16 protein-coding genes are annotated in these 14,575 nt (G+C 63.7%); 4 read left to right on the forward strand and 12 right to left on the reverse strand.

From position 1 onward, the window contains the following. Positions 1-110: 110 nt before the first annotated feature. Complete coding sequence (locus tag RGM2987_RS02845; protein WP_025213530.1) at positions 111-317, reverse strand: 4-oxalocrotonate tautomerase family protein; 207 nt, start codon at positions 315-317, stop codon at positions 111-113. A gap of 128 nt (positions 318-445) precedes the next feature. Here RGM2987_RS02845 and RGM2987_RS02850 point away from each other — a divergent pair, with 128 nt between their 5' ends. Then, the gene (locus tag RGM2987_RS02850; protein ID WP_245138605.1) at positions 446-1,369 is read left to right on the forward strand and encodes a LysR family transcriptional regulator; all 924 of its coding nucleotides are present in this window, start codon (positions 446-448) and stop codon (positions 1,367-1,369) included. A 103-nt stretch (positions 1,370-1,472) separates the two neighbouring features. Here RGM2987_RS02850 and RGM2987_RS02855 read toward each other — a convergent pair whose 3' ends face one another. Together RGM2987_RS02855 and RGM2987_RS02860 are read right to left on the reverse strand one after the other, a co-directional pair. Next, positions 1,473-1,907 (reverse strand): nuclear transport factor 2 family protein, encoded by a 435-nt coding sequence (locus RGM2987_RS02855; protein WP_245138606.1) that lies wholly within the window; start codon positions 1,905-1,907, stop codon positions 1,473-1,475. Between the two features lie 281 nt (positions 1,908-2,188). Continuing rightward, positions 2,189-3,085, reverse strand: coding sequence for a LysR substrate-binding domain-containing protein (locus RGM2987_RS02860; RefSeq protein ID WP_245138607.1), 897 nt, complete (start codon positions 3,083-3,085; stop codon positions 2,189-2,191). 90 nt (positions 3,086-3,175) lie between these two features. On the opposite strand from RGM2987_RS02860, the gene RGM2987_RS02865 reads away from it, so the two are divergent. The 3 genes from RGM2987_RS02865 (at position 3,176) to RGM2987_RS02875 (ending at position 7,438) form a co-directional block, all read left to right on the forward strand. Beyond that, entirely contained in the window at positions 3,176-4,591 is a 1,416-nt protein-coding gene (locus tag RGM2987_RS02865; protein ID WP_245138608.1) for an MFS transporter, read from the forward strand. Then, positions 4,588-5,862 carry a glucarate dehydratase family protein gene (locus RGM2987_RS02870; protein WP_245138609.1) on the forward strand — a complete coding sequence of 425 codons (1,275 nt, stop codon included), beginning with the start codon at positions 4,588-4,590 and terminating at the stop codon, positions 5,860-5,862. Before RGM2987_RS02865 ends, RGM2987_RS02870 begins: the two co-directional genes overlap by 4 nt. Positions 5,863-6,253: 391 nt before the next feature. After that, positions 6,254-7,438 carry a porin gene (locus RGM2987_RS02875; protein WP_245138610.1) on the forward strand — a complete coding sequence of 395 codons (1,185 nt, stop codon included), beginning with the start codon at positions 6,254-6,256 and terminating at the stop codon, positions 7,436-7,438. 277 nt (positions 7,439-7,715) lie between these two features. Here RGM2987_RS02875 and RGM2987_RS02880 read toward each other — a convergent pair whose 3' ends face one another. From RGM2987_RS02880 to RGM2987_RS02920, 9 genes are all read right to left on the reverse strand, one after another. Further along, positions 7,716-9,212 carry a cytochrome D1 domain-containing protein gene (locus RGM2987_RS02880; RefSeq protein ID WP_348529617.1) on the reverse strand — a complete coding sequence of 499 codons (1,497 nt, stop codon included), beginning with the start codon at positions 9,210-9,212 and terminating at the stop codon, positions 7,716-7,718. Next, positions 9,209-10,045 (reverse strand): uroporphyrinogen-III C-methyltransferase, encoded by an 837-nt coding sequence (gene cobA / locus RGM2987_RS02885; protein ID WP_245138611.1) that lies wholly within the window; start codon positions 10,043-10,045, stop codon positions 9,209-9,211. The genes RGM2987_RS02880 and cobA overlap by 4 nt, the downstream gene beginning before the upstream one ends. A 45-nt stretch (positions 10,046-10,090) precedes the next feature. Continuing rightward, positions 10,091-11,263, reverse strand: a complete 1,173-nt coding sequence (nirJ, locus tag RGM2987_RS02890; protein WP_245138612.1) for a heme d1 biosynthesis radical SAM protein NirJ — start codon at positions 11,261-11,263, stop codon at positions 10,091-10,093. A gap of 28 nt (positions 11,264-11,291) precedes the next feature. Beyond that, positions 11,292-11,810 (reverse strand): nitrite reductase, encoded by a 519-nt coding sequence (locus RGM2987_RS02895; protein WP_245138613.1) that lies wholly within the window; start codon positions 11,808-11,810, stop codon positions 11,292-11,294. After that, positions 11,785-12,228, reverse strand: a complete 444-nt coding sequence (locus RGM2987_RS02900) for an AsnC family transcriptional regulator (RefSeq protein ID WP_245138614.1) — start codon at positions 12,226-12,228, stop codon at positions 11,785-11,787. Before RGM2987_RS02900 ends, RGM2987_RS02895 begins: the two co-directional genes overlap by 26 nt. Next, on the reverse strand, positions 12,221-12,733 hold the full coding sequence (locus RGM2987_RS02905; protein WP_245138615.1) for an AsnC family protein: 513 nt from the start codon (positions 12,731-12,733) through the stop codon (positions 12,221-12,223). The genes RGM2987_RS02900 and RGM2987_RS02905 overlap by 8 nt, the downstream gene beginning before the upstream one ends. Further along, entirely contained in the window at positions 12,730-13,188 is a 459-nt protein-coding gene (locus tag RGM2987_RS02910; RefSeq protein ID WP_245138616.1) for an Lrp/AsnC family transcriptional regulator, read from the reverse strand. Before RGM2987_RS02910 ends, RGM2987_RS02905 begins: the two co-directional genes overlap by 4 nt. A gap of 2 nt (positions 13,189-13,190) precedes the next feature. After that, complete coding sequence (locus RGM2987_RS02915) at positions 13,191-14,369, reverse strand: cytochrome D1 domain-containing protein (RefSeq protein WP_245138617.1); 1,179 nt, start codon at positions 14,367-14,369, stop codon at positions 13,191-13,193. Further along, positions 14,366-14,575, reverse strand: a 210-nt coding sequence (locus RGM2987_RS02920) for a cytochrome c (protein WP_245138618.1), incomplete at its 5' end; no start/stop codon positions are given. The genes RGM2987_RS02915 and RGM2987_RS02920, both read right to left, overlap by 4 nt.

Genomic DNA, 14,575 nt, shown 5'->3' on the forward strand with positions numbered 1-14,575 from the left:
GGTCTGATAAACCGGGTTGATGCCTTCGCGAGCAAGCCCGCTCCCACAGGGGCTTGCGCCAGGCAGAAAAAAGCCCGGTCATCTGGACCGGGCCTGGAACGCAAAACCCCTCACTCTTTGGGAAGACTCCGATACTCCGTCGTTGTCATCCCCGCGTATCCCCAGTTATCGGTATCGACTTCCTCGATGACGATATGGGTCAGGTGCGGGTCCTTGCCCAGCACGCGCTGGAGGGTCTCGGTGATCTCCGAAATCACCTGGGCTTTTTGTTCGCGGGTGACGCCGTCGCGGGTAATCCGCACGTTGACGAATGGCATGTTGCACTCCTGCTGATGAGAACTGAGCGCAGGAAGATTCCCGCGCAACCGAAGGCCACTGTATTTATACGCCGCCGGCTGATAAACAGGCAGTGGGCATATTCAGTTGATACGCGGTGTAACGAATCATGAAGCGACACTTCGAAGATTTGCAATTGGGGAGCATAGAACTGTTCTGCCTGGCAGCAGAGGCGGGCAGCTTCACGGCGGCGGCACAGGTGGCGGGCGTCACTCCGGCGGCAGTGAGTCGCTCGATCTTCCGCCTGGAAGAGCGCCTGGGTTCGCGGCTTTTCGTGCGAACCACCCGCAGCATCCGCCTGACGGACGCCGGCAGGAATTATTTCGAACAGTGCCGGCAGGCGCTGACGCAACTGGTCGAGGCGCAACAGGAAATGATGGGCGCGCAATCGGTGCCGTCCGGGCAACTGCGCATCAGCTTGCCCACCACCTACGGTCATCACCGGATCCTGCCACTGCTGCCAGCGTTTCGCGCGCTGTACCCGCAGGTGAGCGTGGACATCCACCTGAGCAACCGAAACATCGATTTTGTCGCAGAAGGCTACGACCTGGCGATCCGTGTGCGGGCACAGCCGGACTCTTCGATGATCGCTCGCTTGCTGGAGGACGCGAGACTGGTCGTGGTCGCGTCCCCGGATTACCTGCGCAAGGCCGGCACGCCGGACACCCTGGAAGACCTCGGCGATCATGAGTGCATTCAGTTCGAGTTGCCCAGCAGCGGCCGGCGGATTTCCTGGCTGTTCACTGTCGATGGCAAGGAACGGGAGATTTTCGCCCAAGGCAGCTTTAGCTGCTCGGACGATGTACTGGGTGGGGTGACGCTGGCCAGGCATGGGGCAGGGCTGTTCCAGACCTACCGGTTCATCGTCGAGCAGGAACTGGCGGACGGCCGGCTGGTGGAAGTATTGCAGCCATTCGGCGGCCGCTCACGTCCTTTCACCCTGCTGTACCCCCACGGCCGCTACGTGCCGCAACGGGTGCGCGCGTTCGTGGATTTCCTGCTGGAGCACCGCCAGCAATGGGCCCGTACCTGACCAGTGTCCGAAGATGATTTCTGTGGCGAGGGAGCTTGCTCCCGTTTGAGTGCGAAGCACTCACCCGCAACCCGCCACAGAAAACACCTTGATCAATTCGCCATCAGAAGCGAAACGCCTGCCGCCCAATCAGCAACCACTTGCCATCCTTCTGCTTCTGCCAGATCTGGAAATTCTCGATTTCCGTCGGCACCACCTCAGTGCCCTTGATTGCCTGCGCCGAGAAATGGTTTCGCACCAGCGCCGTGTCCCCGGACATGGTGATTTTCTGGTTCTGCATTTCCAGGGTCTTGAACGCACTCTTGCCAGTCTCGATGTCGGCGATGAAGGCCTTCTTGTCCTGGATATTCCCGCTGGAGTGCCCGTAGGTCAGGTTCTCGGCGGCCAGCGCCTGGAGCTGGGGGATGTCCTTGTGCAGCATGGCCTGGGTCAGGTGATCGACGGCCTGGGCGACCTCCTGCTCGGCCGATGTCGCGGCTGCGGCGGCGTAGCCGCTGAACAGGCACAGGAAGCTGATGGCGAGTGTGGTTTTCTTCATGGGGATTCCTTGTTTTTGTTGGTATTGGAGAAGGACGAGCATCGCATGCTCGTCGGTCATCGTACAACTTGAAGAGGGAGACGGGAATAGCCGATGCGCCAGTTAATCTATGACGGAGCCGAATCAGAGGCCGCGAAACTATCTGTGGCGAGGGAGCTTGCTCCCGCTGGGCTGCACAGCAGCCCCAAAAACGCCCTGGCGACTCGGTGTGTCAGGCAAACCAAGGGGGCCGCTTCGCAGCCCAGCGGGAGCGAGCTCCCCCGCCACAGGGGCGCGGTGATTCATGAACCCTCCCGAACCGCCCCGCGAATCCCCTCCAGCAACATGGTGAACGCCGGGTTATCGTTGTCCTCGCGCCACACCAGGTGCAGTTCGCTCTGGACCCCTTCGCCCAGGTCGATCTCGCGAAACACCACCTGCTTGAACACCACGCTGGTGGCGCAACGCGGGACCAGCGCCAGGCCCATGCCGGCGTTGACCAGGGCCAGGATCGTCAGCGAGGACCCCAGCCATTGCACGAATTGCGGCGCAACGCGGGCCGAGCGGAGCATGCCGGTGAGCAGTTCGTTGAAGGGCGGGTAGGCAGCGTGCGAGTACATCAGGAACGGCTGCGCATCCAGATCCTGGACGCTCACCGTGTCGGCAGTCGCCAGCGGATGCCCGGCGGGGACCGCCAGTACGAAGGGTTCGCGCACCAGGCACTCGGTGGCGTAGCCGGTTTCCAGCAGCGGTGAGCGGACGATCCCCAGGTCGATGCGCCGGGCCCGCAAGGCTTCGTGTTGCTGATAGGTGTTCATTTCCGCCAGGACGATCTTGACCTGCGGCTGCTTCAGCCGCGCCTCGGCAATGACCTTGGGCAAGAATTCATACACCGCGCTGCCGACAAAGCTGATGGTGACCGAGCCGATGTCGCCCTGGGCGAAGCGTCGGGCCGCCACGGCGGCCTGCTGCGCCTGTTCCAACAGGTTCTGCGCCTCGATGAAAAACGCTCGGCCGGCGGCGGTGAGCGCCACGCTGCGGGTGCTGCGGGTGAACAGTTCGACGCCCAGGTGATGTTCCAGCAATTGGATCTGCCGGCTCAGCGGTGGCTGGGTCATGTTCAGCCGTTCGGCGGCGCGACGGAAGTTGAGTTCGGTCGCCACCGTGGTAAAGCAGCGCAGTTGGGCAAGTTCAAACATTGATTCATTCCAGGTATCAATCAAGTGCCAAGTTAGATTAGACGGGAACAATCCGCCGCGTCCATCATCGTCCCGTTCCCCACAAAAACAATGATCGGGAGGCACCCCTTGAACAACTTACCGGACTCCACGCATGCCAGCACCCTGGCGCTGGCGGCGGCCAAGGTGAAACGTCATGTACTGCCACTGGTGGTGGTGATGTTCATCGTCAACTACATCGACCGGGTCAACATCGGCTTCGTGCGCAGCCACCTGGAAACCGACCTGGGCATCGGCGCCGCGGCCTATGGGCTCGGTGCCGGGCTGTTCTTCGTCGGCTACGCGCTGTTCGAAGTACCGTCCAACATGCTGCTGCAACGCTACGGCGCCCGCGCCTGGCTGACGCGGATCATGTTCACCTGGGGCGCGGCGGCGATGGCGATGGCCTTTGTGCGCGGCGAAACCAGTTTCTATGTGTTGCGCTTCATCCTCGGCGCCGCGGAGGCCGGGTTCTTTCCCGGAATCATCTACTACTTCACCCAATGGTTGCCGGCCAACGAGCGTGGCAAGGCGATGGCGATCTTCCTGAGTGGCTCGGCCATCGCCTCGGTGATTTCCGGTCCGGTGTCCGGCGCCTTGTTGCACATCAGCGGGGCCGGGCTGCACGGCTGGCAGTGGATGTTCCTGATCGAAGGCTTCGCCTCCATCGTGCTCTGCGGGTTTGTCTGGTTCTGGCTGCAATCGCACCCCAGCCAGGCCAAATGGCTGAGCGCCGAAGAGAAGAGCGTGCTGATCGCCACGATTGCCGAGGAGCAACGGGAGCGGGAAGCCGCCCAGGTGATCAAGCCCTCAATGTTCAAGCTGCTGGCCGACCGGCAGATCGCGTTGTTCTGCTTCATCTACTTCTCCATCGCCCTGACCATCTATGGCGCCACGTTCTGGCTGCCGAGCATGATCAAGAAAATGGGCAACCTGGGGGACTTCCAGGTCGGCTTGCTCAACTCCATTCCGTGGATCATTTCCATCGTCGCGATGTACGGTTTCGCGGCATTGGCCGGCAAGTGGAAATTCCAGCAGGCCTGGGTCGCGCTGACGTTGATCATCGCCGCGTTCGGCATGTTCATCTCCACCACCGGCGGGCCGATCTTTGCCTTCGTGGCGATCTGTTTTGCGGCGATCGGCTTCAAGGCGGCCTCGGCATTGTTCTGGCCGATTCCCCAGGCGTACCTGGATGCCCGCATCGCCGCGGCAGTGATCGCGCTGATCAACTCCATCGGCAACCTCGGCGGCTTCGTCGCGCCGACAACGTTCGGCTTCCTTGAACAGACCACCGGCTCCATCGAAGGCGGGCTGTATGGGTTGGCCTTCACCTCGCTGGTCGCCGCCATCGTGATCTTTTTCGCCCGCACCACACCCAAGCGCGACACCCCGGATTCGCTGTCCGGCCGGCCCGCCACCGTGGCCCAGGCCGAGCAACAGGACAAACCCCAAGCCTTGAACCCTGGCCCATCGGGAGCCGCTGTATGAAGATCAAACGCGTCACCGTCACACCCATCGCCTTTCGCGATCCACCTTTGCTCAACGCCAGCGGTATCCATGAGCCGTACGCGCTGCGCTCGATCATCGAGATCGAGAGCGACAACGGTTATATCGGCCTGGGGGAGAGCTACGGCGATGCGCCGGCCCTGGCGATCCAGCAGCAGCTCCAGGAACGGTTGATCGGCCTGGACCCGTTCAATCTCAACCAGCTGCGCGCTATCGTCCAGGCCACGGTCGCGGCACAACGCCCGGCCAGCGTCGCCGGGGCCGAACTGGCGCCCGGTTCCCATGCGAGCAAAGCGGTGAGCAATGCCTATTCGGCGTTTGAAGTGGCGTGCCTGGATCTTCAGGCCCACTACTTGAACGTGCCGCTGGTGGACCTGCTGGGCGGTGCGATTCGTGACGAGATTCCGTTCAGCGCCTACCTGTTCTTCAAGTATGCCGAGCACATCGATTCGCCATATCCGGCGGACAACTGGGGCGAGGCACTCAACGAACAGCAGATCGTCGCCCAGGCCCGGCGGATGATCCGCGACTATGGCTTCAAGAGCATCAAGCTCAAGGCCGGCGCGCTCGAACCCGAGCACGAAGTCGCCTGCATCAAGGCCTTGAAACAAGCGTTCCCCGGCTACCCGCTGCGCATCGACCCGAATGCCAACTGGTCCCTGGAAACCTCGATCCGCATGGCCGAGTTGCTCGGCGATGACTTGCAGTATTACGAGGACCCGACGCCGGGGCTGGAGGGCATGGCCGAGCTGCACAAACGCACCGGCCTGCCGTTGGCGACCAACATGGTGGTCACCGATTTCGACGAGTTCCGTCGCAGCGTGGCGCTGGACAGCGTGCAGATTGTCCTCGCGGACCATCACTACTGGGGCGGGCTGCGGGACACCCAGGCCCTGGCGAAAATGTGCAGCACTTTTGGGCTGGGGGTGTCGATGCATTCGAACTCGCACCTGGGCATCAGCCTCATGGCCATGGCCCATGTGGCGGCGGCAGTGCCGAACCTGGATTACGCCTGCGACACCCACTATCCGTGGCAGGAGCCGGATGAAGAAGTGATCAAGGGCGGAAAGCTGCCGATTGTCGACGGCTGCGTGAAAATCACCCGGGCGCCGGGCCTTGGGTTGGAGCTGGATCGCGATCAACTGGGCAAGCTGCATGACCAGTTCCTCAGTTGCGGTATTCGTCAGCGCGACGATGTGCGGCAGATGCAGCGTTACCGACCGGAGTGGAAAACCGTCAAGCCGCGGTTCTGAGTCCAGGGCGAGGGGGCCTGCTGCGCAGGCCAGCGGGAGCAAGCTCCCTCGCCACAAGAGCCATGTCACACCAACCAGCGGGAGCAAGCTCCTTCACCACAAGAGCCATGTCACACCAATCTGTGGGAGCGGGCTTGCTCGCGAAGGGGCCGTTGCATTCAATATTTGTATTGACTGACACGCCGCATTCGCGAGCAAGCCCGCTCCCACAGTCGGTCAGGGTTGGGCCCGAAGTATTGCGCCTCTGAGCATCGCAGTCTTACACCCATACTGCCGGTCCAAACCCGCGCCACCAAAGCACTCGCCAATTGCCTCCAAGGCAGCGTATGGCGCTGCCCACAGCCTTTCGATAATCGCCTCCGACATCCTGTCCCACGTCGCGGAGCGCGCCATGCACAACAATAAAAATACCCGCCACCGTCTGTTGCCTGCGGTCATCGCCAGCCTTTCGTCCCTGGGCCTGACGCCTTGGGCCCAGGCGGAGATCATGCTGTACGACAAAGACCAGACCACCTTTTCCACCGACGGCTACATCAACGCCTTCTACGTCAACAGCGACGTGGACCGGGCGGGGGAGCAGTACGACCGGCGCCAAGCGCGGGTCAAGATGGGGTTCCTGCCCAACTACCTGGGCTTCAACATGGGCAAGCAGGTCGACGACCTCAAGCTCGGTGCCCGGGCTTCATTTTGGGTGACTATCAACGACAGCGAGACCAACGGCACCGACACCGCCATCGATGTGCGGCAGTTCTACGGCACCGTTGCCAACCCGGAGTGGGGCGAGGTGCTGGTCGGCAAGGACTTCGGCCTGTTCGCCCGTTCCAACATCCTCCTGGACGAACTGCTGGCCGGCTACGGTCAGGTCAGTGACTCCCTGGGGCTGGTGGACGGTGGCGGGGTTTCGTTCGGCAACATCGGCAGTGGTTATCCGTACCCGTTCCCGACCTCGCAGATCACCTACCGCACCCCGGTGATGGATGGGCTGCGGGTCGCGGTGGGCATCATGGACCCGGTGGACACCAACGATAACAGCGCCACCGGCAAGGCCTACCAGGAAAATCCGCGCACCGAGAGCGAGATCACCTACCAGTTCGACCTGGGCGGGGCGAAGATCTACAGCTGGCTCAACGGCAGCTACCAGACCTCGGACAACACTGACTCGACTGTCGAGTCGGTCACTTCCAAGGGCCTGGGCTATGGCGTACAGGCGAAGATGGGCGGCTTGTCGCTCACCGGCTCAGGCTTCCAGGCCAAGGGCATCAATCCGTTCTTCACCAACAACGCCGGTGAGGCCACTTTGCGCAACGTCGACAGCAAGGGTTACCTGTTGCAGGGTTCCTACAAACTGGGCAAGAACCGCCTGGCGCTGTCCTACGGCAAGACCGACGACGACGGCAACGGCGTGGTGGGCAGCGGCGCCGATTACGAGACCCGTGGCATTGCGCTGTTCCATGACGTCAATGACAACCTCAAGCTTGTGGCGGAATACAACCAGTTCGAAATCAACGGCCACGATAGCAGTGCGCAGAATGAAGACACCGATACCTTTGCGGTGGGGGCGGTGTTGACCTGGTGATCCACCGAGTCGCCGGGTCTTGGGGCTGCTGCGCAGCCCAGCGGGAGCAAGCTCCCTCGCCACAACAGCCTTGTTGCACTCATAACTGTGGGAGCGGGCTTGCTCGCGAAAGGGCCATTGCATTCAATATCTGTGCTGACTGACCCACCGCATTCGCGAGCAAGCCCGCTCCCACAGTGGTCAGCGTTGGCCCCGAAGTACTGCCTCCCTCAACAGTACACCCGTGGCGAGGGAGCTTGCTCCCGCTGGCCTGCGCAGCAGGCCCCCGAAACACCCGTTAGTGCGAAGTCCCCTCGGCAAACTCGATCTTGTTCCCGACGTTGTACTTGCCCGACGGCTTGTTCATCGGCAGGCGCTTGATTTCCCGCAGGGTGTTGCTGTCGTAGACGATCAGCGCACCGTCGGTGGCCCAGATGCTCAGCAGCAGGTAACGGCCATCTCGGGTGAACTCGACATGGGCCGCGGTTTTACCGGGCATCGGGCGCAAGGTATGGGCGATTTCCAGGGTCTGCTTGTCGATCAGGTGAATCGCATCGTTGTCCGGGCCGAAGAACACATCGGTCCAGGCGTAGCGTGAGTTGGCGTGGCTGCGCAGGAAGAACCCCGGCCCCAGGGTCGGGATCTGCTTGATGACTTTCCAGCTGTCGAAATCGATGACCGAGATCAGCCCCTTGCTGATATTCGGCGTGGCGAATACCCAATGCCCGTCGCGCTTCCAATAAGTGCCAGAGCCCAGGTGAGGCATGCCCGGCAACGCGATGTCGGTCACCACCCGGCCGGTGTCGAGGTCGATCACCTGGCCGCCCTGGGCCTTGCGTGAGGTGGCGAGCAGTTGGCGGTAATCGGGCGAAAAGGAAAAATCATCCAGATAATCCTCGGCCTCGATACGCCTCGGCACGAAGTCCGGGTTCGGGCCGGTCGGCAATTCCCAGACCTCTTTCACATCCTTCAGCGCGACGATGAAGCTGTTGCGCGGTGGGGCGGTGTAGACCGCACTGACCCGCGAAGCCTGGCCGTCGTGGCCCACGGTGGCGATCGTCCTGACCAATGACAGATCCCGCGCATCGAGCACCGTCAGGCTGCCGGGCAGGTAGTTACCCACCAACACCCAGCGCCCGTCCTTGCTCACCGCCAGGTTGCGGGTATTGAGCCCGGCCCGCACTTCGGCGATCAGTTTGAGGTTGTGCAGGTCATACAGGCTGATCCAGCCGTCCCGGGAAGCGATGTAGACGAAGCGCCCGTCCGGCGAAAACTTCGGCCCTCCGTGCACGGCGAAGTGCGAGGCGAAGCGCGCCAGCACCTCGAAGCGGTCGCCATCGACGATATCGACGTGATGATCACCGGCCTCGACCACCACGAACAGGTTCAGCGGATCGGCCTGGTGTTGGGGTTTGGTCGGCAGGCGGGTGAGATCCGCCAACAGCCGATGGCTGTGGCGAATGTCATCGTCGCTCCAGCTGGGCTCGACGGCAGGCTGACGCTGGAGATATTGCGCCAGGTCGTCGATCTGCGCGGCATCGAACACCGTGCCGAACGCCGCCATCTGACTGGCCGGGCGCCCATTCTCGATCACCTGGCGGATCTCGTCGGGCTTGATCCGGCTCAGGCTCTGGGGCAACAGCGCAGGGCCGGCGCCGCCGATGCGGTTCACCCCGTGGCACTGTTGGCAGTGCTGCTGGTAATTGCGCTCGGCCTGCGCGAAGTTCACGGCGCCCGTTGCTTCGCCGTGGGCGCTGCTGATCCACAGCAACGGTACCAGCCACCAGCCTTTCACAGCGCCACCTTCGACAGGCTCGACTGCGGGACGGGGAGAAGACGCGCCGGATGTTGCAGCGGTTGCCGGGCGAATAATCCGACGACCTTGCCAATCACCGTCAAGGTCGGCAGGCCGTCGGCGCATTCCAGGGCCATGGTCGGCAGTTGCGCCAGGGTGCCACGCAGCACCAGCTGGTCAGGGCGCGTGCCGTTGCTGATCAACGCCGCCGGAGTGTCTGGCGCCAGACCGGCTTGCATCAGCCGCGTGGCGATGATGCCCAGGTTCGACAGGCCCATGTAGAACACCAGGGTCTGGCTGTCATCCGCCAGGCTTTGCCACGGCAGGTTCAGCTCACCTTCGCGTTGCAGGTGACCGGTGATGAAGCGACAGGAGTTGACCAGATCGCGGTGGGTCAGGGGAATGCCGGCGTAGGTGCTGCAACCGGCTGCGGCGGTAATACCCGGCACCACCTGGCAATCGATGCCGCGGGCCAACAGGTATTCCAGCTCTTCGGCACCCCGACCGAAAATGAACGGGTCACCACCCTTGAGCCGGACCACCCGCTGCCCCTGGTCGGCCAGCTCCGCCAGCAGTTCGTTGATCTGCGGCTGGGGCAGGCTGTGGCAGCCGGCGGCCTTGCCCACGTAGTGCCGGGCGCAGGGCAACGGGATCAGGCCCAGCAGTTGCGGGCTGATCAATCGGTCGTAGACCACCGCGTCGGCCTGTAGCAACAGGCTCCAGGCGCGCAAGGTCAGCAAGCCTGGATCACCGGGGCCGGCGCCGACCAAGGCGACTTCCCCTGGTCTGAAGGGCGATTGCAGGGCAGCGGGTAAGACAAGGGGGACTGGCATGGGACTTCCTTGGTTCGGTATCAGGTCCGCCGACGGTGTATCGGCTCAGGGCAGTGCAATGCAGGGGATCGAATCCAGGCCGATCTCCTCGTCGCTCAAATGACAGCCGGGGTCCTGGCCCCACAGGTCGCCGTCGGCCCAGGCGCGGGTGCGGGTGTTGCCGTTGCAGATATCCAGCCAGCGGCATTGACCGCAGCGGCCGCCGACCGCGCGTGGGTGTTCGCGCAGTTGCAAAAGCAGGGCGTCGGGGCGGTCGCACCAGAGGGTCTTGAACGGTGTCTGGCGCACGTTGCCCACCGAGTGCTGCCACCAGTAGGTGTCTGGATGAACCTCGCCGGTGTTGTCGATGTTGGCGATGCCGCTGCCTGAAGCGTTGCCACCCCAGGCCCGGAGCATCTGTTCCAGGGCGGCATAATGCTTGGGTTGGCGGCGGGCGACCCAGTGCAGCAGCAGGATCGCATCGGCGTCGTTGTTGCCGCTGACGAAATCGCTGTCGCGGCCCTGCTCGATGTCGCGCCAGGCCCGTTCGAAAATCAACGTCATGGCTTCGCGGCTCATCTGCTGCCGGGCGTCGAGCTTGCGACTGCGCTTGCCCCGGCCGCTGTAGTTGAGGTGCGACAGGTAAAACTTTTGCACATCATATTCATCCATCAGCTCCAGCAAGCGCGGGAACTGGGCGTGATTGTGCTGGGTGAGGGTAGTGCGCAAGCCGACCCGGATGCCACGCTCGCGGCACAGTCCAATGGCCGCCATGGAGCGGGCAAAACTGCCCTTGAGCTGGCGGAACGCATCGTGGGTCGCCTCCAGGCCATCGATGCTGATGCCCACGTAATCGAAACGGGCGGCGGCGATTCGCTCGATGTTACCCTTGTCGATCAGCGTGCCGTTGGTGGACAGGGCGAGGAAAAACCCTTTGTCGCGGGCATAGGCGCTGAGCTGGAACAGGTCGGCGCGCAGCAACGGTTCGCCGCCGGACAGGATCAGCACCCGCACCCCGGCGTCATGCAGGTCGTCGATGACTTGCAGCGCGGCGGCGGTGTCCAGTTCATCGCGAAACTCGCTGTCGGCCGACGTTGCGTAACAGTGCTTGCAGGTCAGGTTGCAGCGCCGCAGCAGGTTCCAGATCACCACCGGCGGACGGCTGCTGCCCGGTGGTGCGCTGCGCGGGGCGGGGCATTGGCCGGCCAGGGCGCGCAGGTAATGGCTGATCCTCAACATAGGGCGCTCCTTGGATAGACGCGTCGGTTCAGCCTTGGGAGGGCGACAGGCGCAGGCCGGTTTTCTTCAGGATGCGGCTGCTCACCAGCATCTCATCGCCGGCGCAGGCATCGCCCAACAGGTAGCGCAGATGGTCGCGGTAGCTGTCGATTTCTTCGCGGCTGCGGCCATGGACCATGGCGAACAGGTTGTAGCGCCAGCCGGGGCGGCGTGGTCGCCGATAGCAATGGCTGACGAAGGGCTGCGTGCCGAGCAGGGCGCCGAGGCGCGATATTTCGCTGTCGGCCACGTCCCACACGGTCATGCCGTTGTGCCGATAGCCGAGGCGATAGTGGTTGGGCACGGCGGCGATGCGGCGGATCGCGCCTTCGGCCTGCAAGCGCTTGAGCAGGTCCAGGGTCGACTCCACGCTCAAACCCAGTTGTTGCGCCAGCCAGGCCCAGGGATCTTCCAGCAAGGGCAGGCCGGCCTGGGTCAGCTCCACCAGGCGTAGCGCCAGGGACGACCGCTCAAGCGCCGGTTCAGACCGGGAAATACAAACCGACATGGTAGGTCTCCTCTTTGGGCAGGTTGAGCGGCACCAGGCCGGTCAGGCGTTCGATGCGCAACAACGTTTCGCTGATCGTCTGTTCATTGGCGCAGGCGAGCACGAACCACATGTTCCAGGTGTGTTCGCGGCGATAGTTGTGGGCCACTTCGGGCATGTCCCCGAGCAACTGAGCGACGGACTCGAAGCGCGGCTCGGGCACTGCCAGCGCCGCCAGGGTGAACGCCCCGCCCAGGCGGTCGAGGTCGAACATCGGGCCGAAGCGGGTGAGCACGCCGTCGATGAGCAGCTCATGCAGGCGATCGAGCAATTCGCTGCTGCTGCAATCCAACTCGGCGGCCAACACCTGCCACGGCTGACGCACCAGCGGCAGGCCCAGTTGCAGGCGGTTGATCAGGCGGCGGTCCAGGTCATCCATTAGTGCGGGCTCCCTCAGGTGCGGCGAAGCGACCGCCGCATTGCTTGAACAGCTGCGTGCTGAACAGCAACTGGTGAGGCAGGTCGTCCAGCAGATGCTGTTCCAGCAGCGCCTGGACTTGCGCCTCCACCCGGTCACGCTGGCGGCCATGGATCATGCAGAACAGGTTGTATTGCCACTGGGGCAGGCGTCGCGGGCGCTGATAGCAAAGACTGATTCCGGGGGCCTGGCCGAGGCGTCGACCGACCTCGTCCACCAGCGCATCCGGCACGTCCAGCACCAGCATGGCGTTGGCGGCAAAGCCCAGGGCGCGGTGATTGACCACCAGCCCGACGCGGCGAAACAGACCTTGCTCATGCCAGTGCCGGACCTGCTCCAGCACTTGCTGTTCGCTGGCCTCGATCTGTTCGGCCAGGGCCTGGAAGGGCCGCGATGTCAACGGCAGGCCGGTTTCCAGGCGTCGGCGCAGTTGCAACGCCTGTTGCGTGTTCAAGGTGTCGGTCATGGTGCGGTCTCCAGGGCGAAGCCCAGGTCGATGCGGTAGGCGGTCAGCATGGGCAGGTCCAGCGGCGTGAGGCCGGTGTCGCTTTCCAGTTCCTGGAGGATGTTGTCCAGGTGGGCGCGGTCGGGGCCGGTCACTACGAACCACAAGTTGTAGCGGTGCTCCCGGGCATAGTTGTGATTGACCTCCGGGTACTGGCTGACGCGCGCCGCGACTTGCTGCAAGCGTTCTTCCGGGACAGCGAGGGCGGCGAGGGTGCTGGCCCCGGCCCGGGTGTGTTCGAACACCGGCCCGACCCGCGACAGACCGCCGGCCACTTGCAGGTGGCGCAGGCAATCGAGCACCTGGGTTTCGCTGCAACCCAACGCATCGGCCATGGCTCGATAGGGTTCTGCGCACAACGGCAAGCCGTGCTGGAATTGATCGATCAGGCGCCGGGCCAGTGAGTTGGGGGTCATGTTCAGTACCCCGGCTTGTGCGCACGGCTGCTGAAGAAAATCCCGCTGGGACTGGCAGCGGGCAGCGTGCCCAGGCGTTCCAGCCGATAAGGATTCCAGACCTGGACCTCGCCGCCGTCCCGGGCCGACAGCCACAACTGGTCGCCACGGGCGGTGAATTCCATGTGCAGCACCGCCGGCCCTGGATGCAGGTCCGCGACAATAGCGTGGGTCTGGGTGTCGATGACCTGGACCCGGTCGTTATCCGGGTAGGCGAAGTTGACCCACAGCTGCCGGCCGTCCGGTCGTGCGGTGACAAATACCGGTTGACCGGCGACGTCGATGGCATCGGTCTGCTGCCAACTGGCGGCATCCATTACCAGCACCTGGTGATGGCCGACGGCGGGCACGAAGGCGTGCCGGTCGGCCAGGGCCCAACCTTCCAGGTGGGGCATCTTGTACACCGGGAGCCTGGCCTGGCCGCGTCCGTAATGACCCAGCACGCGTTTCACGCCGAGCTCCGGGTGCCAGAGGTCGAGTTGCGCCATGCCGTCTTCACCAAACAGACCGGCCATGTAATAACGCCCATCCGGGGTGATCAGCGCGTCATAGGGTTGCTGGCCGATGGCGGTGAAGCGCTCGATGCGCGGCGTTAGGCCCTGGCTGAAATCGGCGGTCCAGATCTCACCGGTGTCGAACAGGCTGAACACGAAACGCTGGCCCGGCGCGTCCACCAGGCCGACCACCCGCGAGCGCTTCTGCCCGTCGGGCAACGGCGTGGCCGGGATGTCCGCGACCTGCGCCAGGGTCCGGGCATCGAACACCTTGACGCCGCCGGGCTCGTAGTTCGAGACGGCGATCAGCGTGCCGTCCTGGCTGATGGCGCCGCCGATGCTGTTGCCGCCCTGCATGATGCGCCGGTCGATTTTCGCCGTGAGCAGGTCGACTTTTGTCAGGCCGCCATCGCGGCCGAACACATAGGCGTAGCGCTGATCGCGAGAGAACACCACCGATGCATGGGACAGGTCGCCCAGGCCTTCGACGCGGGCGAGGGCGGTGCGGGTGTTGCTTTCGATGATTTGCAGGCTGCCAGTGGCGCGCTCCACCACCACGCCGAGGTCGCCGGTGCCGCGCAGCGGTGCCTGGGCGCAGCCGCAGAGCAGCAGGGCTACGGCTGACACGGACAGGAAGGAACGAATCATGAGGCGGGTTTCCCTTGCAGGAGCCGGTCCACCAACCAGCGAATGTCGTCGGGACCCAGCAGCGCGGCCCAACCGGGCATGGCGCTGCCGGGCCGTCCCAGAGTGACGGTGGCAATGAGGCTGTCGCGGGATTTGCCGGACAGCGCCTGGCGAGTCAGTGGCGGACCGAGGCCGCCGGTCAGGTACAGGCCGTGACAGGCGCCACA

Origin of the sequence: Pseudomonas sp. RGM2987 (assembly GCF_022952855.1) — a bacterium.
In the GTDB taxonomy this organism is placed as follows: Bacteria; Pseudomonadota; Gammaproteobacteria; order Pseudomonadales; family Pseudomonadaceae; genus Aquipseudomonas.